The 20,247-nt window shown below is 55.6% G+C and carries 22 protein-coding genes and 1 pseudogene; 18 read left to right on the plus strand and 5 right to left on the minus strand.

The window, feature by feature from the left end:
• Positions 1 to 142: 142 nt before the first annotated feature.
• The gene (locus tag MUN86_RS29420) at positions 143 to 280 is read right to left on the minus strand and encodes a hypothetical protein (protein ID WP_245127465.1); all 138 of its coding nucleotides are present in this window, start codon (positions 278 to 280) and stop codon (positions 143 to 145) included.
• A 191-nt stretch (positions 281 to 471) separates the two neighbouring features.
• Between MUN86_RS29420 and MUN86_RS29425 the strand changes: the two genes are divergently transcribed.
• The 3 genes from MUN86_RS29425 (at position 472) to MUN86_RS29435 (ending at position 3,168) form a co-directional block, all read left to right on the plus strand.
• A complete protein-coding gene (locus MUN86_RS29425; protein WP_245127466.1) occupies positions 472 to 1,392 on the plus strand; it encodes a GlxA family transcriptional regulator in 921 nt (306 codons plus the stop codon).
• A gap of 127 nt (positions 1,393 to 1,519) precedes the next feature.
• Positions 1,520 to 2,170 (plus strand): HD domain-containing protein, encoded by a 651-nt coding sequence (locus MUN86_RS29430; protein ID WP_245127467.1) that lies wholly within the window; start codon positions 1,520 to 1,522, stop codon positions 2,168 to 2,170.
• Between the two features lie 38 nt (positions 2,171 to 2,208).
• Positions 2,209 to 3,168, plus strand: a complete 960-nt coding sequence (locus tag MUN86_RS29435) for a ribonucleoside-diphosphate reductase small subunit (protein WP_245127468.1) — start codon at positions 2,209 to 2,211, stop codon at positions 3,166 to 3,168.
• Positions 3,169 to 3,416: 248 nt separating this feature from the next.
• Here MUN86_RS29435 and MUN86_RS29440 read toward each other — a convergent pair.
• Positions 3,417 to 4,648: pseudogene (locus MUN86_RS29440) on the minus strand (PQQ-dependent sugar dehydrogenase).
• A gap of 109 nt (positions 4,649 to 4,757) precedes the next feature.
• Positions 4,758 to 5,144, minus strand: a complete 387-nt coding sequence (locus MUN86_RS29445; protein ID WP_245127469.1) for a winged helix-turn-helix transcriptional regulator — start codon at positions 5,142 to 5,144, stop codon at positions 4,758 to 4,760.
• Positions 5,145 to 5,376: 232 nt separating this feature from the next.
• Here MUN86_RS29445 and MUN86_RS29450 point away from each other — a divergent pair, with 232 nt between their 5' ends.
• The 11 genes from MUN86_RS29450 (at position 5,377) to MUN86_RS29495 (ending at position 15,930) form a co-directional block, all read left to right on the plus strand.
• Positions 5,377 to 5,973: an FMN-dependent NADH-azoreductase gene (locus MUN86_RS29450; protein ID WP_245127470.1), complete on the plus strand. Its 597-nt coding sequence runs from the start codon at positions 5,377 to 5,379 to the stop codon at positions 5,971 to 5,973.
• Positions 5,974 to 6,233: 260 nt separating this feature from the next.
• Complete coding sequence (locus MUN86_RS29455) at positions 6,234 to 6,830, plus strand: RNA polymerase sigma factor (protein ID WP_245127471.1); 597 nt, start codon at positions 6,234 to 6,236, stop codon at positions 6,828 to 6,830.
• Between the two features lie 125 nt (positions 6,831 to 6,955).
• Complete coding sequence (locus MUN86_RS29460; protein WP_245127472.1) at positions 6,956 to 8,002, plus strand: FecR family protein; 1,047 nt, start codon at positions 6,956 to 6,958, stop codon at positions 8,000 to 8,002.
• Between the two features lie 155 nt (positions 8,003 to 8,157).
• Positions 8,158 to 9,141: an STN domain-containing protein gene (locus MUN86_RS29465; RefSeq protein WP_375379531.1), complete on the plus strand. Its 984-nt coding sequence runs from the start codon at positions 8,158 to 8,160 to the stop codon at positions 9,139 to 9,141.
• On the plus strand, positions 9,045 to 11,438 hold the full coding sequence (locus tag MUN86_RS29470) for a SusC/RagA family TonB-linked outer membrane protein (RefSeq protein WP_375379532.1): 2,394 nt from the start codon (positions 9,045 to 9,047) through the stop codon (positions 11,436 to 11,438). Before MUN86_RS29465 ends, MUN86_RS29470 begins: the two co-directional genes overlap by 97 nt.
• A 19-nt stretch (positions 11,439 to 11,457) precedes the next feature.
• Positions 11,458 to 12,660 (plus strand): RagB/SusD family nutrient uptake outer membrane protein, encoded by a 1,203-nt coding sequence (locus tag MUN86_RS29475; RefSeq protein ID WP_311182619.1) that lies wholly within the window; start codon positions 11,458 to 11,460, stop codon positions 12,658 to 12,660.
• Positions 12,570 to 13,163: a RagB/SusD family nutrient uptake outer membrane protein gene (locus MUN86_RS32130; protein WP_502592248.1), complete on the plus strand. Its 594-nt coding sequence runs from the start codon at positions 12,570 to 12,572 to the stop codon at positions 13,161 to 13,163. The genes MUN86_RS29475 and MUN86_RS32130 overlap by 91 nt, the downstream gene beginning before the upstream one ends.
• Before the next feature lie 360 nt (positions 13,164 to 13,523).
• Positions 13,524 to 13,853, plus strand: coding sequence for a hypothetical protein (locus tag MUN86_RS29480; RefSeq protein ID WP_245127473.1), 330 nt, complete (start codon positions 13,524 to 13,526; stop codon positions 13,851 to 13,853).
• A 32-nt stretch (positions 13,854 to 13,885) separates the two neighbouring features.
• Positions 13,886 to 14,395, plus strand: a complete 510-nt coding sequence (locus MUN86_RS29485; protein WP_245127474.1) for a helix-turn-helix domain-containing protein — start codon at positions 13,886 to 13,888, stop codon at positions 14,393 to 14,395.
• A gap of 83 nt (positions 14,396 to 14,478) precedes the next feature.
• Complete coding sequence (locus tag MUN86_RS29490) at positions 14,479 to 15,288, plus strand: inositol monophosphatase family protein (protein WP_245127475.1); 810 nt, start codon at positions 14,479 to 14,481, stop codon at positions 15,286 to 15,288.
• 15 nt (positions 15,289 to 15,303) lie between these two features.
• Complete coding sequence (locus MUN86_RS29495; RefSeq protein ID WP_245127476.1) at positions 15,304 to 15,930, plus strand: NAD(P)-dependent oxidoreductase; 627 nt, start codon at positions 15,304 to 15,306, stop codon at positions 15,928 to 15,930.
• A gap of 117 nt (positions 15,931 to 16,047) precedes the next feature.
• Here the strand turns inward: MUN86_RS29495 and MUN86_RS29500 are convergent, their stop codons facing one another.
• Positions 16,048 to 17,373 (minus strand): MGH1-like glycoside hydrolase domain-containing protein, encoded by a 1,326-nt coding sequence (locus MUN86_RS29500; protein WP_245127477.1) that lies wholly within the window; start codon positions 17,371 to 17,373, stop codon positions 16,048 to 16,050.
• Positions 17,374 to 17,667: 294 nt separating this feature from the next.
• Between MUN86_RS29500 and MUN86_RS29505 the strand changes: the two genes are divergently transcribed.
• The 3 genes from MUN86_RS29505 to MUN86_RS29515 all read left to right on the plus strand — a co-directional run bounded on the left by MUN86_RS29505 (position 17,668) and on the right by MUN86_RS29515 (position 19,743).
• A complete protein-coding gene (locus tag MUN86_RS29505) occupies positions 17,668 to 18,198 on the plus strand; it encodes a YbhB/YbcL family Raf kinase inhibitor-like protein (protein WP_245127478.1) in 531 nt (176 codons plus the stop codon).
• 14 nt (positions 18,199 to 18,212) lie between these two features.
• Positions 18,213 to 18,725 (plus strand): DinB family protein, encoded by a 513-nt coding sequence (locus MUN86_RS29510; RefSeq protein WP_245127479.1) that lies wholly within the window; start codon positions 18,213 to 18,215, stop codon positions 18,723 to 18,725.
• A gap of 280 nt (positions 18,726 to 19,005) precedes the next feature.
• Positions 19,006 to 19,743 carry a helix-turn-helix transcriptional regulator gene (locus MUN86_RS29515; protein ID WP_245127480.1) on the plus strand — a complete coding sequence of 246 codons (738 nt, stop codon included), beginning with the start codon at positions 19,006 to 19,008 and terminating at the stop codon, positions 19,741 to 19,743.
• Here the strand turns inward: MUN86_RS29515 and MUN86_RS29520 are convergent.
• Positions 19,736 to 20,026, minus strand: coding sequence for a hypothetical protein (locus tag MUN86_RS29520; RefSeq protein ID WP_245127481.1), 291 nt, complete (start codon positions 20,024 to 20,026; stop codon positions 19,736 to 19,738). The two genes, MUN86_RS29515 and MUN86_RS29520, sit on opposite strands and share 8 nt — an antisense overlap.
• 63 nt (positions 20,027 to 20,089) lie before the next feature.
• Between MUN86_RS29520 and MUN86_RS29525 the strand changes: the two genes are divergently transcribed.
• Positions 20,090 to 20,236 (plus strand): hypothetical protein, encoded by a 147-nt coding sequence (locus MUN86_RS29525; RefSeq protein WP_245127482.1) that lies wholly within the window; start codon positions 20,090 to 20,092, stop codon positions 20,234 to 20,236.
• The last annotated feature ends 11 nt before the right edge of the window (positions 20,237 to 20,247 follow it).

Raw genomic sequence — 20,247 nt, forward strand, 5'->3', positions numbered from 1 at the left:
CACCTCGCGGGAAAGGTGAAGTACGCAATACGACAACAATTAAAACGCCGGTGCTGATCTTGTTTGTTGAAGACGCCTGGCTAGCTTGATAAGCGCTGAGTAGCACCTGAATAGGAGTCGTTGTTAGCTGCTGGCATAAACCTTAGGTCTCTTGCACTTCTGCTGTCGTTGCCTTGATACCTGCCTCCCCGCCCTGCGCCCGTCGCCAAGCTCCTTCACAGATAGGAGTCTGCGGCAGCGTATTCTTTCCGAAAATGGTCTTGGCTGGTTTCGGCCCCATGGCAGCGAGGATATTGCTAATCAACTTATCGGCATACAGGGTATCACTGGTTTGAGAGCAACCTTTGTTTCTGTTCGTTTGGGGTGGAATCGCCTTCCTTGCTGGCGGTGAGCTCTTGGCCGAAAATGTCTGAACATTGGCCTAGGGTGCTTTGGCTGGGCAGTGGATATTTGTGCATTCAATCACTACTTATGCCCACTATCATCTTCGTTGTGCCAGACCACTGCACCTTGCTGGATTTGGCTGGTCCGGTCCAGGTCTTTGAAGAAGCCGCTGCCCAAGGAGCCGATCTGCAGCTGGCGTACGTGCAGTACCAGTCCGCTCCACGCAGCTCGGCCGGGCTGGCGTTTGCCGCCGTGCCTCGCTTCGATTCCGTGACGCCCCAAGCCGGTGACCTAATGATTGTTCCCGGCATCGCCGATAGCGCACTGCCTTTGCTAGCAAGCGAAGATTACCAAGAATTTTACGCCTGGCTGCGGGCGCTTTCCGCGCGTGGGGTGGACTTGTGCTCGGTGTGCACCGGCGCGTTTGTGCTGGGGGCCGCCGGCCTGCTGCAAGGGCGAACCTGCACCACCCATTGGCAGCACGTAGGCGCGTTGCAACAAGCCTGCCCCGACAGCCGGGTGCTCGTCGACCGGCTGTTCGTGCACGACCGGGGCGTGTATACCAGTGCTGGCATTGCGGCGGGCATCGACTTGGCACTAGCCTTACTGGAAGAGCGGTTCGGCCCCCTGTTGACGTACAAGGTAAGTCGCCGGCTGGTTCTCTATTACCGCCGCAACGGGGTGCACGGGCAGGTAAGCGTATATCTCGACCACCGCAATCATCTGCACCCGGGTGTGCACCGGGCCCAAGATTACTTGCTCGACCATCTAGCCGAAAACCCAACTCTGGAAGTCCTGGCGGAGGTTGCGCACAGCAGCCCGCGCAACCTCACGCGCTTGTTCCGCCAGCATGCTGGGATAAGCATCAACGAGTTTTCCACTAAAATCCGGACTGAGGCGGCCCGCACGCTCGTGGCTACATCCAGCTTAACGCGCCAAGTTATTGCCGAGCGGTGCGGCTTCCGCAACCCCCGCCAGCTCCAGCGCCTACTGGCCCGCTCAGCTTAAGAGCGTACACTCGCCCTTCTTAGTCCTTTTGTTGTCGCGCAGCTTGCTGCTTCTACTCCCGCCTCTGCCCAGGGGCGAGCCGGTACTCTTTTGCTTTTCAATTCACCCGTTTTCATTTTCTAAATCCATGGCACAAACTCTTTTAAAGCAGGTGGCCGGCGTGCGCCTGCCCGATTCCACCCTCGCTCAGCAGGCCACCGAACTACTCTTAGAGCACGGCACCGAGTTTCTCTACAATCATTCCTTGCGGGTATATGTCTACGGCGTACTGAACGGCCAGCGGGCGCAGGTGAAATTCGACCCCGAACTGCTCTACATCAGTGCCGTTTTTCACGATTTGGGGTTAACTAAGCATTACTGCAGTAAGCACAAGCGCTTTGAAGTAGACGGAGCTGACGCTGCCCGCAGCTTTTTGCAGTCGCACGGTATCCCGGCCCACGATGCGCAGGTGGTATGGGATGCCATTGCCCTGCACACCACCATAGGCGTGGCCGAGTGGAAAGAGCCCGAAGTTGCCTTGTTGTATTCGGGCGTGGGCCTCGACGTGATGGGCGACGGCTACGAGCATCTCTCGGCGGAGCAGCGCGAGCAGGTGCTGGCGGCCTTCCCGCGCACGGGCTTCAAAGACAACATCCTGCAAACCTTCTTCGGCGGTTTCGCCCACAAGCCCGAAACAACCTTCGGCAACATCAAGGCCGACGTGGCCGAGCGCTTTATCCCCGGCTACAAAAGCCCCAATTTCTGCGAACTGGTGCTTAACTCGCCCTGGAGCGAGTAACCCGGCTGCGCATTTTCCCTTCCTGAAATTATCAATCGATGGAGCCCTTACTTGCCGAAAACCCCAACCGTTTCGTGCTATTTCCCATCCAGAACCCCACCGTATGGGAGTTCTACAAAAAGGCGGAAGCCTCGTTCTGGACGGCCGAGGAAATCGACCTTGCACAAGACCAAAAAGACTGGAGTAACCTCAACGACCACGAACGGCACTTTCTTAAACACGTGCTAGCGTTCTTCGCGGCGTCGGACGGTATTGTAAACGAGAATCTGGCCGTCAATTTTCTGCAGGAAGTGCAGTTGCCCGAAGCGCGCTGTTTCTATGGCTTCCAGATCATGATGGAAAACATTCACAGTGAAACCTATTCGCTGCTGATTGATACCTATATCAAAGATGTGGAAGAGAAAACCCACCTCTTTCACGCCCTGGAAACCGTCCCGGCTGTGCAGCGCAAAGGCCACTGGGCATTAACCTGGATCAATTCCGAGCATTTCGCCGAACGGCTGGTTGCCTTCGCCGCTGTGGAAGGCATCTTCTTTTCGGGGTCGTTCTGCTCGATCTTCTGGTTGAAAAAGCGCGGCCTGATGCCGGGCCTCACGTTTTCCAACGAAATGATTTCGCGCGACGAAGGGCTGCACTGCGACTTCGCCTGCCTGCTCTACGGCTACCTCGAAAACAAGCTGCCTGAGGCCCGGATACACGGCATCATCCGCGAGGCGGTAACCATCGAGCAGGAGTTTGTGACCGAGGCGCTGCCGGTAAGTTTGATTGGCATGAATGCCCAAGCTATGAGCCAGTATATAGAGTTTGTGGCTGATCGGCTGCTGGTGGCCCTCGGCTGCGGCAAGCTCTACCATACCGCCAACCCCTTCGACTTCATGGAAATGATTTCGCTGCAAGGCAAAACCAATTTCTTTGAAAAGCGGGTAGGGGACTACCAGAAAGCCGGCGTGCTGAGTACCCGCACCGACAACACGTTCACGCTAGACGAGGCGTTCTAACTACTCTGGTCATTGCGGCCCATCACGCAAATGCGCTTCGATAAAGAGTTGCAGCGCCCTACAAAGCCAGATTCATCAACTAAGCACTGCCCGCGTGCCGGTAACGTTGAGCGGAGGCCGTATGGATCTTGTGGTTGCCGGCTCCGTGGTCGTGTGGTAATCAAAGTGACGAGTGTCAGATCGACTTGCGTAAGATGTTGACAAGTAGGGGTGGACGCTACAAGGTGCCTGCCGGTGAGTGAAAGGTGCTACGACTTATCAATTCGATACAGGCGGCCTTGATCGGTAATAGCGTACAAGGCACCGTCGGTCCCTTGGGTGATGTCCCGGAAACGCTGCCCTTCGCTGGCCAACAGCCGTTCTTCACCTACCACCCGGTTGTTGTCAATAACTAAGCGCACAATGTGCGTCCCGCTTAGAGAGCCGATAAACAGATTATTACGCCAGCCGGCAATACGGTCACTGCTATAGAACGTCATCCCGCTCGGCGACACTACCGGGTCCCAGTAGTAGACAGGCTGCTCAAGTCCCTCACGCTGTTGAATACCGCTGCCCACGGGCTCCCGCTGTATTCGATACCGTAGGTGATGGTGGGCCACCCGTAATTAGAGCCGGCTTGCAGGCGGTTTATTTCGTCGCCCCCGCGAGGGCCATGTTCACTTTGCCAGGCCTCCCCGGTCACCGGATGGATGGCCAAACCCTGCGGATTCCGATGGCCAATGGAATACAACTCGGGCCGGGCGCCCGCTTGCTGGAAAACCGGATTGCCGGGCGCCGGCTGCCCGTCTTTGGTGATGCGGAGTATCTTGCCGAGGGCGGACGTAACCACTTGCGCCTGGGGCCGGGTAGCTAAATCCGAACGTTCGCCGGTGCTTACCAGCAAGTTGCCGGTACGGTCGAACACCACGCGGCCCCCGTAGTGAAGTGTGCCAGCGTAAGCGGGCTGGGCGCGGTAAATAACGGTGGCCCCTTCCACGGTTCGGCCGTTGTCTGCCAATCGACCCTTCGCAATAGCCGTCAGATTGCCATCGGGCCGGGCCTCCGAAAACGACCAGTACACCAGCCGGTTAGTGGCAAAATCAGGATCGAGGCAAAGGCCCAGTAGCCCGCCCTGCCCAGATGAATTGACCGCCGGGATGCCCGTAATGGGCTCACTAACCACGCCGGCCGGGGTCACAAGGCGCATCCGGCCCGCTTTCTCGGTTACCAACAAGCGCCCATCTGGTAGACTAGTGATACCCCATGGACTCGTTAGCGAGGACGTGACGATGGTAGCCCGGTAGCTATCGGCTGCAGTCGTAACCCCACCAATCCGGGTTTGACCGGCAAAGGCGGGCCGATAGCTCGTATTGGGGGCCTTGGTTTCCACTGGGGCGGTGGCAGAATCCGGCGTGGCCGGATCGGCAACAGTTTGATTTTCGCGAGAACACGAAAACAAGCTCAGCGAGCAACCAAGGACGCAAATCAGGCTTTGTTTCATCGTAAAACCAGTTGGTAGTAGAATAGTAGTTTCCTTACAACGCTGTTACCTGTGGTTTCCGTTGGTTTTCTCCCCTATTTCTTAGGCGACGCCTCTATTCACAATAGGGCTAAGACTTACAGTCGCTGGAATGCTGTTTATTCCGACTCCCATTACCCGCTTCTAAGCGCTGCTGATGCTGGAGGCCCCAAGCTTTTAAAACCTCAATGACGGGGTCGAGCGAGCGAGCATACGGCAAGACGTTGTATTCCACCACCACGGGTGGACCGGGGTGCACGGTGCGAGCAATGAACTGGTGGGCTTCCAAGTCCTTGAGTTCCTTGGCCAGCACTTTGGTGGAGATGCCCGGCACGCTGCGCTCTAAGCCACGGAAATGCCGGGTGCCGTCCTGCAACGCCACAATGATTTGGAGCTTCCACTTGCCACTGACAACCAATAAGGCGTGGCGCAGAGCTTGCATCGTCGGGACGCATTGGGATTGTTGGTGTTTGTTCATGGCAGCAGAAGGAATGCAGTAAAGGGCCAGTAGGCCTGATTACCGGCAGGTAATCAGGCTACCGCCGCGTAATCTGTAGTAGGGGCAAGGTACAAACAAAGGGGCAGCTGATTACTTGAGGTAATCAGAGTACCAAACGATTCATTTGGCTACTCAAGGGACGGGCAGTTTTCCGTGGCCGTTGAGCCACGAGGGCTTGCGCGTAGTGTATCACCTCATTTCTTCCTTTTTTATGCAGATTCTGCACATCATTTCCAGCGCCCGCGGCGCCGACTCGTACAGCACGCAACTCAGCGAGGGCATCATCAACAAGTTGCTGGCTGCGCATCCCGGCAGTACGGTCGTCGTGCGCAACGTGGCCACCCAACCGTTTCCGCACCTCGAAGAAGCGCACTTGCAGGCATACTTCGCGCCCGCCGAAAGTCGCTCGCCTGAGCAGCAGCAGGCCGTACGCCACTCCGACGAAGCCATCGCCCAAGTGATGGCGGCCGACATCCTCGTGATTGGGGTTCCGTTCTATAATTTCAGTATTCCTTCCTCGCTCAAGTCCTGGCTCGACCACCTCACGCGGGCAGGCATCACGTTCCGATATACGCCCAACGGCCCGGAGGGGCTTATCACGGGTAAGAAGGTGTACTTGGCCGTAGCAAGTGGCGGCATTTACTCGGAAGGGCCGATGCAAGCCTATGATTATGCTACACCCTATTTGCGCATTATATTAAGGTTCTTGGGCCTCACCGACGTTACCGTGGCCCGTGCCGAAGGCGTGAAGCTGCCGGAGTTCGAGCCCACAGCCTTGCAAAAGGGCCTCGATAGTGTAGCAGTATAAAACAGAACGACCGCGCTGCATGCGGTCCGCAACTGGTCCCAGCAGTTACTCCCGCTAATTGGGGGCAGCTGTTGGGACTATTTCTTTTAGCAACTGCCTCCAATTCCCTTGTGAGCTCTCTTAGCAAGCCACGCTATTCGATTAGTAAGCGTTCCTTATGCTTTGAAAAAGCCAGTGAATTTTGAGTATTACTATTTCATTACAGATCAGTACATTTATCATACTCCTCTTTAAAATTTCCATCTGAACTACTTGCATTCGTGAGCTCCTCTCTCCGGTTTTATGCTTCTTGGACTGATGCTGCCTTGCTGGAAGCATTGGCAATGGATAACCGGGGGGCTTTCGCTGAAATATATGAGCGGTACTGGTATCGGGTGTTTGCGTTGGCCTACCGCAAGTTGAAATCGCGGGAAACAGCGGAAGAACTAGTTCAGGAACTGTTTGCTACCCTCTGGCACAAGCGGACCCAGCAGACCATTGAGCAGTTGGAGCATTACTTACTGGTCGCAATCAACCGCCGGGTGATTGGCTACATTCGTGCCCACCGGATACGAACGCACTACGCCGATTACTGCCGCAACTTGCAAGTTGAAGAGACGCACGAAACCGAAGACACGCTGGCTGTTGCCGACTTGTCGGCCGCTTTCTTGCGGGGCGTAGAGCAACTGCCCGAGAAGTCGCGGGAAGTATTTCGTTTAAGTCGATTAGAGCACCAGTCGGTAGAGGAAATAGCTACCCGGCTTGACGTGACTCCCAAAGCAGTTGAATACCACCTAACCAAATCGTTGAAGTTGCTGCGCACGTACTTGCGAGAATTCCTTGTTGCGTTGCTGCCCCTTCTCTTTTTTATACGCTGAAAAGCGGCCGTGTAGCAGGCGTATGTCGCCTAAAGCAAAAGTTTGAAAAAATTTGGCCTGCTCTTTTAGGGGTAAGTCCGAGGTAAGCGTCTTCCTTTTTAGACGCCAACCTTCGGGCTATTGCTATGACGGAAGTTGAATTCGAAGACATGCTCCAGCGTTACCTCGACGGCACCAGCCGGCCAGGTGAGCGTGAGTTAATCGAGCAGTGGAGCAATCAACTCGGAGCACCAGAAAATTTGACCCTACCTCGTGGTGAACACGACCAGGTGCGGGCGGCCATGTGGCGCCAGATTGAGCATCTTACGCAAGAAGACAACAAGAGCCTAGCCGATTCCAGTCGCGTTCTACGGCATCCCGCCTCTTTCTTCCAAACGCCGGTGGTACGCTGGGCCGCCATGGTTTTGCTGCTGGTCGGGGTGGCGTTGGCAGTACTGCTGCCTCGTAAGTGGCAATCGGCAACATCAGCTACTATGGCTGCAACCAACTGGGTGCAGCACCACAATGCCGGCAACCAAGTACAAGTATTTACCCTGGTTGACAGCAGCCGCATTACCCTATACCCAGGCAGTAGCATTCAGTACAAAGCTAGCTTGGCGGGTCCGCGCCGGGAAGTTAAACTGAACGGCGAAGCTTTTTTCCAGGTAGCGAAAAATCCGACCCGGCCCTTTCTCGTCTACACCGACCAGCTCGTGACAACGGTGCTAGGCACTAGCTTCCGTGTGAGAGCCTACGTAGGCCGAACCAATGAGGTAGCCGTGCACGAAGGACGCGTATCCGTCCAACTACGCCGGGGAGCACAGCTAAGCGCCACACCCGTACAACCGGCTGCTAAGGGCGTGGTATTGCTGCCTAACCAGCGAGTAGCCTATTCTGCTTTAGCGCCGCGCCCGCTGCGTAAGAAGCTAGTCTCGAACCCAATAGTTCTCGCCCCGCAGGCCTTTACATTCGAGAAGCAGCCCGTTAGCAAGGTATTGGAGTCGCTGGAAAAAGCGTACGGGGTCGATATTCTTTACGACCGAGACAAGCTTGCTGACTGTACCATCACGGTTACTTTTTATCAAGAGTCGCTCTACGAGAAGTTGGACATGCTTAGTCAAGCACTTGGCGCCAGCTATTCCCCCGCCGATAACGCCCAAATTCAATTTCACAGTAATGGCTGCGCGCCATAAGCCTTGCGTGTAGCCAGCAATAGCGTCTTGCTTTTCCTTTTTCTTGTCTGAACGGCACTGCACCTCACTAACGAGTAAGCTGCCCGAAACTGCGTTTACAACAAGCATAAAAAAACCGCTTTTTTCCTATTCCCCACCGCAATCGTTTTCTGAGTATGAAAAACCGCTTACTTTTTCCTAGGCGTTTTGGGTATCCATTGCGGGTACTAGCGCTTCAGTCTGCTTTAGCCCTACCGCTGACTGCCGTCGCCATTGGCCGCCCAGCTACAGCGCAGCAAGTTGTTTTGGAACAGCACATTACGTTTCAGGCAGAATCCCAGACTATAGAATCGGTGCTAGATCAGTTGGGGAAACAGCTGAATGTGCACTTCGTTTACAGCCCGCAACTCATCGGCTCGGATCGGCGGGTAAGCTTGCGCGTCACGGATAAACCGCTGGAGCAGGTACTCAATGAGCTATTAGCGCCGCGCAAAACGCAGTACGAAGTGCGCAAAGGACGGGTGATATTAAGCCAGGTGCGGCCCGATGCCAGCGCCGCCGACGTACCCGTATCCGGCCGCGTAACGCAGGGCAAAGGCCAGGGGCTACCCGGGGTGACTGTGGTCGTGAAAGGCACCACCCAGGGCACTACGACCGATGCGGATGGCAATTTCTCGATGACAGTACCCGCGGGCAGTGTGCTGCAATTCAGCTTTATCGGCTTCAACCCGAAGGAGGTTACCGTGCAGGAGGCCACCACGGGGCTCGAAGTTGCCTTGCAGGAAAACAGCCAGTCCCTGGATAACGTGGTGGTCATCGGCTATGGCAGTCTCGATAAAAAAGAGGTGACTAGCACGGTTACCCACGTCGACAGCCGGGATCTGTTGACGGTAGGCGCCATCAACCCGCTTACCGCCCTGCAAGGCAAGGTAGCGGGCCTTACCATCGCCAACGGCTCGGCCGCTGATCCGAACTCACAGCCTAGCATTCAGCTGCGGGGCGTCTCGTCGCGCAACGCTGGACTAGGCCCGCTCATCGTAATCAATGGCGTGCCTGGGGCAATTTGGAAAACATCAACCAGAACGACATCGAGTCCATTGACGTGCTCAAGGGCGGCGCGGCCTCGGCTATCTACGGCACGCGCGGCAGCAACGGCGTGATTGTGGTGACCACGAAGAAAGGAACAAAAGAGAATAGGCTCGACTATAATGCTTACACGACGTTCGACTACGCGACGCTGCAGCCCGAAGTGCTTTCCGCCGATGAATTCCTAGCCCAGCAGCGCGGCACGGATTACGGTGCTAAAACGAATTGGCAGAAGGAACTTACCCGTAGCTACGCCTTCGCGCAGAAGCACTCTCTTAGTGCGTCAGGGGGCACGGAAAACAGCAATTACCGGGCTACCGTCGATTACCGCAATGCCGAGGGTATTGATGTGCGCTCGGGCCGCCAGGAATATGGCGCGCGCGTTTCTCTGAACCACAATGCGCCAAGCAAGCTCTATTCCCTTGGGCTGAACTTCGCCCCACGATACGTTAATATCCGCAACGCCGACTATGGCAGCTTCGAGCAGGGACTAACGCTGAACCCGACGATTCCGGTGCGGGATCCGAATGATCCAACGCGGTACAACACGATTCAAAGCGGGTTTGATGGCCGTTTCAACCCAGCAGAACGGCTGCAAACGGAATTGAGCGGTACGGAAGGTAAAATCCTAAACTATGACGGCACTTTTAAGCTGAACATTCTGCCGACGCTGAGCACGCAGGTTACATTCGGGCAGTTTACCACCGACAATTTCGAATTCTTTTTCCGGCCTTCTACCTCCACGTTTGCCGCGCAGAATGAGGGAGGAATGAACTCCGCTCGGCGTAATTACCGACGCAGTGACCAACGCAGCCTGGAGTGGATTGGCAACTATTCCCTCGACGTGCAAGATCATTCCTTGCAGGCTTTAGCCGGGTATTCGTACCAATACTTTACGTCCGAAGGCAACGAGATTTACAACCGTGATTTTCCGTCCGATGCCCTGACGTACAACAACATTGGCACCGGATTATACGGGCAGATAGCCGGCCGCAACGATGTGCGCAGCTACAAGGATGACTCCAAGCTGATTGCCTTTTTCGGTCGCGTCAACTATTCGTTTAAAGACAAGTACCTCATGTCCGCCAGCTTGCGCCGCGAGGGCTCAACCAAGTTTGGCACCAGCAACAAGTGGGGTAATTTCCCGGCGGCGTCCGTGGGTTGGCGCATCGGGGCAGAACCCTTTATGGCCGGTCAGGACTGGATAAACGAGTTGAAGCTGCGGGCCGACTATGGCGTGACGGGCAACCAAGATTTCGGCAATTACCGTTCGCTTCTTACCTACACCGGGTTCGGGTATTACATGTTTAATGGCACGTACTACCAAGTGTACGGGCCCAACCAAAACCTCAATGATAACCTGCGCTGGGAACAAGCGCAGAGCTTCAACATAGGGTTGGATTTTGCCCTCTTCAATAGCAAGCTTACGGGCAGCGTAAACTATTATACCCGGCGCAACAAAGACCTGCTAGGCAACTACGATGTGCCAATAGCGCCTAACACGCAAACCCAAACGTATGCCAACGTGGGCAGCTTGGACAATTCGGGCGTAGAAGTGCAGCTAAATGCGCCGATCATCAGCAAGCCGAATTTCCAATACGCCATTTCCTTTGCGGGGGCAACCAACGGCAACCAGTTCGTTTCCTTTTCCAACAACACCTACCAGGGCCAACCCTTTCAGTACGTGGTCGGCCTGCCTTCCCCCGGCTCGCCTGGCACTGCGCAGCGTCTGGAAGAAGGCCAGCGCGTCGGCTCGTTCTACATGCTGAAGTCGGCTGGGGTTGACGACGGCGGACGCCTGCTGGTGTATACCAAGGATGGCAACATCGTGCCGGGTAACCAGGCAACTCTTGACGACCGGCAAGTGGTGGGCAATGGCTTGCCGAAGTACACGCTAAGCCTGGGCAATACGTTCACCTACAAGAACTTTGACGCGTCGGTTTTCTTTCGGAGCGTGTTGGGATTTGATGTGTTCAACACCCGGGCGTTCTACATCGGCACCCCGGCAACGCAATCCAACGCCAACGTGCTGACTTCGGCTTACGATGGCAGTAAGTACGCCAAGCTCACCAATAGTGTAACCACCAATGTGCTGTCCGACTACTTCCTGGAGCGGGGCGACTTTGTGAAGCTGGACAACGTGAGTTTAGGTTATACTTTCCAATTCACGTCGAAGTACGCCCGCTCGTTGCGCCTGTACGCCGCGGCCAAGAACGTCCTGACGGTAACGGGCTACAGCGGTGGTGACCCCGATATCATCCCCATCAACGGGTTGTATCCGGGTATCCCCACCAATTCCGACAACAATGGTACCCGCCAGTACTACCCTTCTACTACGCAGGTCCTGTTTGGCCTTCAGTTCGGTCTCTAAACGCCTCTCTCTGCATCCTATGAAATCTATCAAAACGTACGCCGGCCTTACGGCGGCACTGGTACTTGCTGGGCTAAGCAGCTGCACGGACCTGGACGAAACCCTGTACGACCGCACGACGGCCGACAACTTTCTGCAAACTAAAAATGACGTGTACCGGGTTTTTCTGCGCACGTTCGAGCACGGCTACAACACCATCCAAGGGGCGCCCTATCAGTTGCAGGAACTAAGCGCCGATCAGCTGATGACGCCTAACCGGGAGGGCGACTGGTTTGATGGCGGGCAGTATGCACGGGCTCACTACCATACTTGGACGATACAGGAAGGCTACATCAACGACACCTGGACGCTGCTCAATCAGGGCATCGTTTTAGCCACGAACTCCCTGGAGGATATCCAGGCTCTTGATCCGGCCCGATTTAATCTGCCTGTGGCGGAGCAAAAGCAGCTCATTGCGGAACTGCGCGTTATGCGGGCCTGGTATCATCTGCGCTTACTCGACCTGTTCCGCAATATTCAGCTTGTTACGAAAGTAAAAGGCGAAAAAATAGGTCCGGCGCAGTCGACGCCCCAAGAAGCTTACGCCTTCATTGAAACGGAGCTGAAGGAGGCACTGCCCGACTTGCTGGCGAAAGGAGACCAAGGTACCGCGCAGTTTCAAGGGCGTTGGACCAAGGCAGGCGCGGCCGCACTGCTCGGTCGCCTATACTTGAATGCCAACGTGTACATCGGCCAAGACCACTACGCTGATTGCGCAACGGTGTGTCAGGATATCATCAGCGGTAAATACGGCTCCTATGCTGTTGAGAGCCGCTGGGATGCCCCCTTCGACTGGAACAATGATCAGTCGTCGGAAACTATTTTTGCCTTCCCAGGCTCGTTTGGCCGCTCGCACTGGCAGTACGAGGGGGTATGTACTTCTGGGGCCTTCCCTACAACGTGCCGATCCGCTACATGGGCTTCACGGACTTCGGCAGCGGCAACCCCCGGTATGCGTTGCAGCCGGGCCACGACGTCGATAACCGGGAGTACCCCTTCGTGCAGGGCAAGCCTTTCGTTAAGTTTCAGAAGTACGCCGATGATGTGCGCTTACCCAACTACAAGAACCTGGGCAACAGCAAGCGCGAAGGCATGTTCTTGCAAGGCTACCTCACTTACAACAACAACAGGGATACCGTCAAGAGTACCCGCGGCTACACGCTGTACTTGCGCGACCAAGTAGGGTTGTTTAAGTACACCAAGCCCAACCAGGTGCTGGCCAACAAAACGTCGGACATGAACAACGCCGACCAGAACTCGGGCATCTTCATGGTGAAGTATCCGTTCTATCCATCTACTGACCCCAATAAGATAGAGGCGGACTACGCCGAAATCCGCTTGGCGGAAATAGTGTATATGCTGGCCGAGTGCAAGTTCCGGGCCGGTGACCGCGCAACTGCGGCGCAGCTGCTCAATACGGTACGCCGCCGCAATTATCCCGCAAACTCGGCTAGCCTGTATCCGGCCGGAGGTGCTACCCTCACCGAGCAGGAAATGCTCGACGAGTGGGGCCGCGAATTCATCGGGGAAGGCCGCCGGCGCATCGACCTTATTCGGTTCGGTAAATTCAACACCAGTACCTGGTGGGATAAAGCGGCCGATGCCGACGACCACACGAAGATCTACCCTATTCCGCTCAATGCGCTAAATGTTTCCCCGCAGCTCGTTCAAAACCCGGGGTACTAGCTTAATGTGTCATCCTAGAAGCTTAGGGTTACACTCTTGACAAGCAGTATTCAAAGCTGCAGACTTGCAAGGAAGTAGCATAAACTGCATAGAAACCTTGATGCAGGCTATATGCCGCTCGATATTGCGGTAGGGGGCATGTCTCACGTACCTGCACTATACCGCGCTACTGCAGTTAGCTGAACGCATTAAGTAAAAGGGCAGTACCATCGGGTACTGCCCTTTTTTTATTGGAGTTGGAGTAGCCGTTAACTCTAAGGTAAGCAGCACTTCGAGCTTGGGGTCGAGAGGTGAAATCTGGCTTGCTTTACCTGAAGTCACCTTACTTTGGTAGGGATACCCATTTCTACTTCGCCCATCGTGCATCAAATCAAACCTTCCTCTCAAGACGTGCCGAGCTATGCCCTGTCGCCGCTGGCTAGGGCAGGGGTACTGGTGCGCGACTTTCAGCAACCCATGCTTACCGATGAGCATGACAGTGCCACCCCGCACCGCGATGCGCATTACTTACTGGTAGTCCTCATCGAGGGTGAGCTGCAACTCAACCTCGACTTCGAGTTGGTTGCTCTACGAGGGCCTGTGCTGGCGCTTGTTTGCCCCGGCCAAGTGCATCAACTGCTTCGCGCCGACAATCCTCGGGCTGGGGTATCAGTTTCGAGCCGAGCTTGCTGGAGGCTGATTTTCAATTGATATTAGAACAAGGCCTCAGTCAGCCATACGCCTTGGACACTCAGAGTCCTTTTTACGCACGGGTTGTTGCGCTGCTGTCTTTGTTGACCGATTGCCAAGCGGACTTGGCCAACGCCTACAGTGGGCGTACCCTGCAAACGCTGTTCATAACCCTTCTCAGCTTGGTGGCCGGGCAACTAACGCCAGATTCAGCGGCTGTTCCCGCACGGGAAGGCCGTGGCCCCCAAATTGAACGAGCCTTTCAGCAGTTGCTGCGGCAGCACTACGCGCAGTGGAAACAGCCGGCGCAGTACGCGGCAGCCCTGAACATAACGGTAGCCCACCTCAACGATACAGTCAAGGCCCTGACGGGTACATCCGTGTCGGCGCACTTACAGCAGCGGGCAATTCTTGAAGCCAAACGGTTGCTAGGCTTCACCGACCGGAGCGTGAAGGAAATAGGCTACGCGCTTGGCTACGACGAGCCGGTGTACTTCGGTAAGCTATTTAAGAAGGTAACGGGCTTGACGCCGCAGCAGTTTCGGTACCAATTCCGCGATTAAGACTAGCATTACCGCCTGTAAGCCTACTTTCGTGCGTCGTGTTCCCGTTTCCTTTGCAGCATCAACTACCGTTTCTTGCTGTTATGTCAACGCCCCTCAACACCCCAATCATTCTAGAGGCCGTCCGCCTCGCCGGCAACCTGTTCTTGTCTGAATTTCGCCACTCGGCCATCCCCCAAAATATGGCTGCCTTTAGTGAGCAGCTGGCCAATATAGAAAGCCGCTGCTTGGCCACTTTACAAGGTCACCTGGCCGCCGACTTCCCTGCCACTCCCTGGCTATCGGCCGACTTTCCGGAACTGGCAGCCGGCGAGCAGTCAGCCCCGCCCGAGTACTGGCTTTGCGATGCAATGGACGGCGCCATTCAGTACCTGCAGCATTTGCCCGGCTGGACGATCAATCTGGTGCTGGTGCGTGCTGGGCAGCCGTACTTTGCGGCCATCTACGACCCGCTGAGCAAAGAACTATTCTGGGCTCAAGCCGACGGTGGCGCTTTTGTCAATGAAACGCCCCTGCGCCCTAGCACCAAACGTGACGCAGCAATTACCGTGGCCGTGTTCGAGCATTCGCATGGCTTAGCGGAAGACCCCGGCCTGCTGGCCCGCGTTAGCCTCGGCATCACCGACCTGCTGCGCACGTTTGGGGTGGTGCGCAATTATGGACCGCATGGTTTGCAATTGGCCTACGTTGGGGCCGGGCGGCTCGACGTCTTCTACCAAGAGGGGCGCGACGTGGAAAACTGGCTGCCGGGCCTGCTTATCGCCCGCGAAGCCGGAGCCGATGTGGTCACCGCCGACGGCCAGCCCTGGCACTGGGAGGCCGATAGCTTATTGGTAACGGCTCCCGGCTTAGCAACCCAATTTCAGCAGTCGCGGATTGCTGCCACAATGTAATCCGGTCGCTATACCATGCATATCACTGTTATTGGCGCCTCGTCGGGGGTAGGGTTGCTGACTGTACAGCAGGCTCTGGCCAAGGGTCACTATGTTACCACCCTTTCGCGCACAACGGGCACGCTGCCCAACCATCCGCGTCTGACCAAAGCAATTGGCAGCGCTACCTCCGCCGCCGACTTGGGCCGGGTGTTGGCCGGGGCTGAGGCGGTGCTTGTCACCGTGGGTACCACCAAAAAGAATGCGACTCCGCTTTTCACTGACACGGCCCGGGCGCTGCTAGAGGCTACGGCTTCCGCCCCACTAACCGCGCCCGTGCTGGTGCTCACCGGCTTCGGTGCCGGAGCCAGCGCCGCCTTCCTGGGTTGGTTTATGCGGCTGGTTATTCAGTTGTTTCTTAAGCAGGAGTACATCGATAAAACCCGGCTAGAGGAAATGCTCACGCACAGCAGTCTGCAATGGGAAATAGTACGGCCCGGTATACTGACTAATGACCCCCAAACGGGCACTTACCGCGTGCTACCTAACTTGACATCTGGTATGAAAGTCGGTAAAATAGCCCGCGCCGACGTGGCCGACTTCCTCCTGCGCCAGGCCGAGCACCCCACTTTCCTCCATCAGTACCCAGCGCTGACCAACTAACTAGTTGCCTCTGAGCTTTGAACATCCGCAGTCGTTTGCTTGGCTGTTCAAGAGCAAAACCAGCTTCTCCACTGGGATTCCGGCAGTCGTTCCACTACGGTCATTCCTCCGACCACCTCACTTGATGGCATCATACAACCGGGCCATGGCGAGTAGGGGATTATGCCCCAGGTAATCCCGACACGGCACGTTGTATTTGCTGGTTGGCTTGCGCTGTAACTGCTCGGGCTTCCCGCCTAATGGGTGGTAGAACTCCCAAATGGTACCGGTGCGTTTGAATTGCTTGGCCGAGTCGTCGAGGGCCTTCTCCAGAATCAGTTTCGCCGCGTCTTTGCGCCCGTAGTTAAGGCAGCCTCGGGCGGCCCAATACGCCATGCTATTCCACGCGGGTCCGCGCCACATCCGCAGCTCGAACTTCGGGTCTTTCCGCCCAACCGTCGCCACGGGATGCGGCGTCAAGAAAACCGACTCATTCAGTAGATACGAGTTGATGTAGCGGTCGGCTTGCGCCTGGGTGGCCGCGCCACTCACCAACGGCCACATGCTCTCGAAAGGCAAGGTGCGCAGTTTGGCATCTTGCACCGCCCAGCTATCATAGAACATGCCGTCGGCCGGGACGTAGAGGCTGGTTTGGATGAAGGCGCGTAGTTGCTGCGCCCGCAATTCATAATACGTGGCGTCCAGACCGAGGAGGTGGGCCCACTGCGCGGCCACTTGGTAGAGGGTATACACGTGGCTGGTAGCATCCACGCACGCCAAGGCTCCTTTGGCCACCTCGTCAAAGCGAATGCCCTCGTCGACGCCGCTTTCCCATTTTTTGAGGAGAATATCGTTGTAAAAAAAGCCCTCGCCCACCGCCTTTCGGTTGTTTTCAAACCAGGTAATCTGTCGAATCAACGGGGTGTAAAACGTTTTCAGGACGGTGCTGTCGTGGGTGACGCTGAGGTATTCCTGCACGGCCAGCGGCCACAACGGTGGGTGGCCCTGCGTCGTTTTGTTCCAGCTAACCGAATCGCGTTTGGCTAGGCCGCCGGGCATGTAGATGGAACCCGGCACCAAGCCGTTGGGCTCCTGGTTTTTGATGTCGTTCAGCAATTGGTGCAGGGCGTGCGTGGGGTAGGACGGAAGCACATCGATACTCTCATGGACCACATCCCAATGGCCGAACGCATTGCCGTACACGTAGCCGGGCCCCAGGTCCTCCCACTCGTAGTCGAAGGGCCAAGCCGCGGGGTGAGTTGCCTTTTGATGCAGAGCCGCCACGTACGTCAGCATGGGCCGCCAGGCTGGCTTGCCAGTGTGCAGCGCATCCGCGGAAAGTTGAGCCCAACTATCACCAGAGGCCGATGAGACATTAGGGGTCGACTGGCTGCCCTGGGCTGCTAGTTGATGGCTCAGGATGAACCCGAAAAGAACGAGGAGCAGGTGCTGGCTACGGGCCATAGTTATCGAGGGGAAAAAGGATCAGCAGTCTTTACGGGTTGCCAGGCAAGCTGCTTCATTCTGATATTAATAGGCCATTTTACGAACGAAAACGGTGGTTTTAGTGAACAGCCTATTCACCCTATTGGATATTAAGGGAAAGTACGTCCGCCTAGTAGCCGATTCCGCTTGGTTTTTCACATTGAACGTTTAGCCTTACTTTCTGACCGGTTGGCTATCAAGGACGGGTGGTCTTTGCCATGACCTTTGCCTCATCCTTCAACCAAAAGAAAAACGAAGATGACAACAGTAAGCATGGCAACAGCCGCCGCGGAAATGGCCGGCCGGGCAGCAGCACCAACACCAACATTTACCTTGAAAAGCACGGAGCTTGGCGGTCAGCTGACCGCTCAGCACTATGCCAACGGGATGGGGTTTACGGGTGACAACCAGTCTCCGCAGCTTTATTGGGAGCATGCGCCTGCCGAAACCCAGAGCTTTGCGGTAACAATCTACGACCTGGATGCGCCGACCGGCAGCGGCTTTTGGCATTGGGTCGTTTTCAATCTCCCGCCCACTACCCACGCATTAGTGGCCGGAGCTGGCGACCCAAGTAAGAACCTGCTGCCTGCGGAAGCAGTGCAAAGCAACACCGATGCCGGGGCGCCCGGCTATGTGGGCGCTGCCCCAAACGACGGCCCGGCTCATCGGTACCTGATTACGGTTTATGCGCTCCGCCACAAACTGGAATTAGATCGAAACGCGACACCGGCTTACGTTGGATTCAACCTGCACTTTGCAACCTTGGCTAAAGCGTCGCTGCTTGTTTACGGCCAGAAGCAGTAAATCAGCAGAAACGTATGACGACGACCGAACAAATGGTGCGGCAGTTTCGCCTGCTCACGGACTGGTACGTCTCGGTCTTGGACGGTATCCGGCCCGAAGATGGCAGCCACGTACTAAGCGAAAACACCAATAGCCTGGAATGGCTGGCCGGTCACTTGCTGGTTATGCGAGGCCGGAACATCACTCGGTTAGGAAAGCAAGTGGAGCCCTTCCGCTACCTAGACACCTTTGTAGACCAAACCTTGCCGCCGCCAAGCGTTAGGGCGTTCGATAGAAATATGGCATACCCTAGCTTGGCGGAATGTACCGCGGCATGGACAGCGTGTTCCAAGGCGTTTATCAAGGCTCTGGAAACAGCCGATGAGCATGTCTTGCGGACGCAGATTCCGCTTACAGGCCCCACTGGCGGGAGTACCGTGGAGGATTTGCTAACTTCGATTGTGTTGCACGAAGCTTTTCACATCGGGCAAATGAGTGTTATTAGAAAAGGGCTAGGTTATCCGGCCATGTATTGGTTTCAGCGCTAGCGGATAGCTTAAAGATGAAGCCACCCGCGGTAGATGCCAGCGAATCAGCATGAGCTGTAGGCACCTCCCGAAGGTGGCTTCAAGTAAAACTCGCAGCTCGTGGTCTTTTGCCCCGCAGAGCACGTCTGCTTTGCTGTCATTCACTTATCAGCTGCCGTCCCGTCTCATGAATGAATCTGTTTCCTTATCAGCCGTGAAGCCAGAAGACAAGTCTATTTCGCTGCTTCGTTACCGCACGCAGCAGCCAGCTGCCAGAACAAGGGTAATGCTGCCGCAGCATATGTTCACCTTTTTGCTTGAGGGCGAAAAAACAGTGCATTTTGCGGGCGCACAGGTCACCGTAAGGCCACACGAGTTTGTAATGCTAGCGGCTGGAAATTGCCTCATGAGTGAGAAAGTCGCTGGCCAAGATGCGAACTACCATAGTCTTATGCTTTTGTTTGACCAGCAACTGCTAACTGACTTTTTCGGTCGGCATGCTGCCTGGCTTGGTAGACAACAAAAGCAGGCCGCTAGCCAGCCCTTCCTGTTGTTTGAAAAGGATGAGTTCTTGGTAAATTTTGCTTGTTCGCTGGATTACCTACTTCGCGGCGCTAAACCCATTAATCACGCGTTGCGGCAGGTAAAGCTGGAAGAGTTGCTCTTATACTTGGCGGAGCATTATCCGGGACAAATCCAGCAACTCCGTAGCATGGGCTACGAGGCCAGCGACGAATTACTGGTTCGGCAAGCTGTTACCTCTCATATTGGCAGCCCGACCACAGTAGAAGAGCTTGCCTTTCTCTGTAACATGAGTTTGTCTACGTTCAAGCGCAGGTTTGCCCGCCTGTATGGCACCAGCCCCAATAGATGGCTACTGGAAAAAAGGATGGACCGTGCCGCTAAGTTGCTCCGACAAGAGGACCGCAAAGTGAGCGAGATCTACGATGAGCTGGGCTATGAGAACCTATCCAGCTTTATTCAGTCTTTCAAGCAGATTTACGGGGTGACACCGAAGCAGTATCAACTAACTAATTGAAGCGCTTTGGCATCTTTTCAACTTGATAGTCTATCGTTTGCCGCTGGTTGTCGTCTTGAGCAAATGTGTATCTGAAAATAAAGTATACAGCAAGAAGCACATCGAACAGCGAGAAGCTTTTCTTTCCATAAGCGAAGGCAGGCACCTGCTTTGGGTTGGCTGCCAGTGACAATCTGCGCGGGACAACCTTAACCGAAACCGCTTTAAACGAAGAAGTTAGCGTGCTTTTGGTGGAAGAGAAACGATTCCAAAAAAAGAGTTCTAATTTGAAGTACCGGGACATGGGCACTCGCCCGTGTTTCGGTGCTACTTTTTCCGCTCTTTTTCCCGCAACACACCTCTGCTCATGGAAACGTTACTACTCGTCATGCTGATTATGCTCCTTGGCCTTGCCGTCTTTGTTGGCATCTCGATTCGTAACCACGCCCAAGAAGTGGAGCGGAATGTGCAAGCGTATGCGGCTCAGCAAGCAAAGGAAAAGGAGTCCGTCTGAGCTAATATTCC

The organism is Hymenobacter volaticus, assembly GCF_022921055.1.
In the GTDB taxonomy this organism is placed as follows: Bacteria; Bacteroidota; Bacteroidia; order Cytophagales; family Hymenobacteraceae; genus Hymenobacter; species Hymenobacter volaticus.

Excerpts from the sequence above, each read along its gene's own strand:
- MUN86_RS29420 (WP_245127465.1), bottom strand. The coding sequence starts at position 280 with ATGGGGCCGAAACCAGCCAAGACCATTTTCGGAAAGAATACGCTGCCG.
- MUN86_RS29425 (WP_245127466.1), top strand. The coding sequence starts at position 472 with ATGCCCACTATCATCTTCGTTGTGCCAGACCACTGCACCTTGCTGGAT.
- MUN86_RS29430 (WP_245127467.1), top strand. The coding sequence starts at position 1,520 with ATGGCACAAACTCTTTTAAAGCAGGTGGCCGGCGTGCGCCTGCCCGAT.
- MUN86_RS29435 (WP_245127468.1), top strand. The coding sequence starts at position 2,209 with ATGGAGCCCTTACTTGCCGAAAACCCCAACCGTTTCGTGCTATTTCCC.
- MUN86_RS29445 (WP_245127469.1), bottom strand. The coding sequence starts at position 5,144 with ATGAACAAACACCAACAATCCCAATGCGTCCCGACGATGCAAGCTCTG.
- MUN86_RS29450 (WP_245127470.1), top strand. The coding sequence starts at position 5,377 with ATGCAGATTCTGCACATCATTTCCAGCGCCCGCGGCGCCGACTCGTAC.
- MUN86_RS29460 (WP_245127472.1), top strand. The coding sequence starts at position 6,956 with ATGACGGAAGTTGAATTCGAAGACATGCTCCAGCGTTACCTCGACGGC.
- MUN86_RS29465 (WP_375379531.1), top strand. The coding sequence starts at position 8,158 with ATGAAAAACCGCTTACTTTTTCCTAGGCGTTTTGGGTATCCATTGCGG.
- MUN86_RS29475 (WP_311182619.1), top strand. The coding sequence starts at position 11,458 with ATGAAATCTATCAAAACGTACGCCGGCCTTACGGCGGCACTGGTACTT.
- MUN86_RS32130 (WP_502592248.1), top strand. The coding sequence starts at position 12,570 with ATGTTCTTGCAAGGCTACCTCACTTACAACAACAACAGGGATACCGTC.
- MUN86_RS29490 (WP_245127475.1), top strand. The coding sequence starts at position 14,479 with ATGTCAACGCCCCTCAACACCCCAATCATTCTAGAGGCCGTCCGCCTC.
- MUN86_RS29495 (WP_245127476.1), top strand. The coding sequence starts at position 15,304 with ATGCATATCACTGTTATTGGCGCCTCGTCGGGGGTAGGGTTGCTGACT.
- MUN86_RS29500 (WP_245127477.1), bottom strand. The coding sequence starts at position 17,373 with ATGGCCCGTAGCCAGCACCTGCTCCTCGTTCTTTTCGGGTTCATCCTG.
- MUN86_RS29505 (WP_245127478.1), top strand. The coding sequence starts at position 17,668 with ATGGCAACAGCCGCCGCGGAAATGGCCGGCCGGGCAGCAGCACCAACA.
- MUN86_RS29510 (WP_245127479.1), top strand. The coding sequence starts at position 18,213 with ATGACGACGACCGAACAAATGGTGCGGCAGTTTCGCCTGCTCACGGAC.
- MUN86_RS29515 (WP_245127480.1), top strand. The coding sequence starts at position 19,006 with ATGTTCACCTTTTTGCTTGAGGGCGAAAAAACAGTGCATTTTGCGGGC.
- MUN86_RS29520 (WP_245127481.1), bottom strand. The coding sequence starts at position 20,026 with ATGTCCCGGTACTTCAAATTAGAACTCTTTTTTTGGAATCGTTTCTCT.
- MUN86_RS29525 (WP_245127482.1), top strand. The coding sequence starts at position 20,090 with ATGGAAACGTTACTACTCGTCATGCTGATTATGCTCCTTGGCCTTGCC.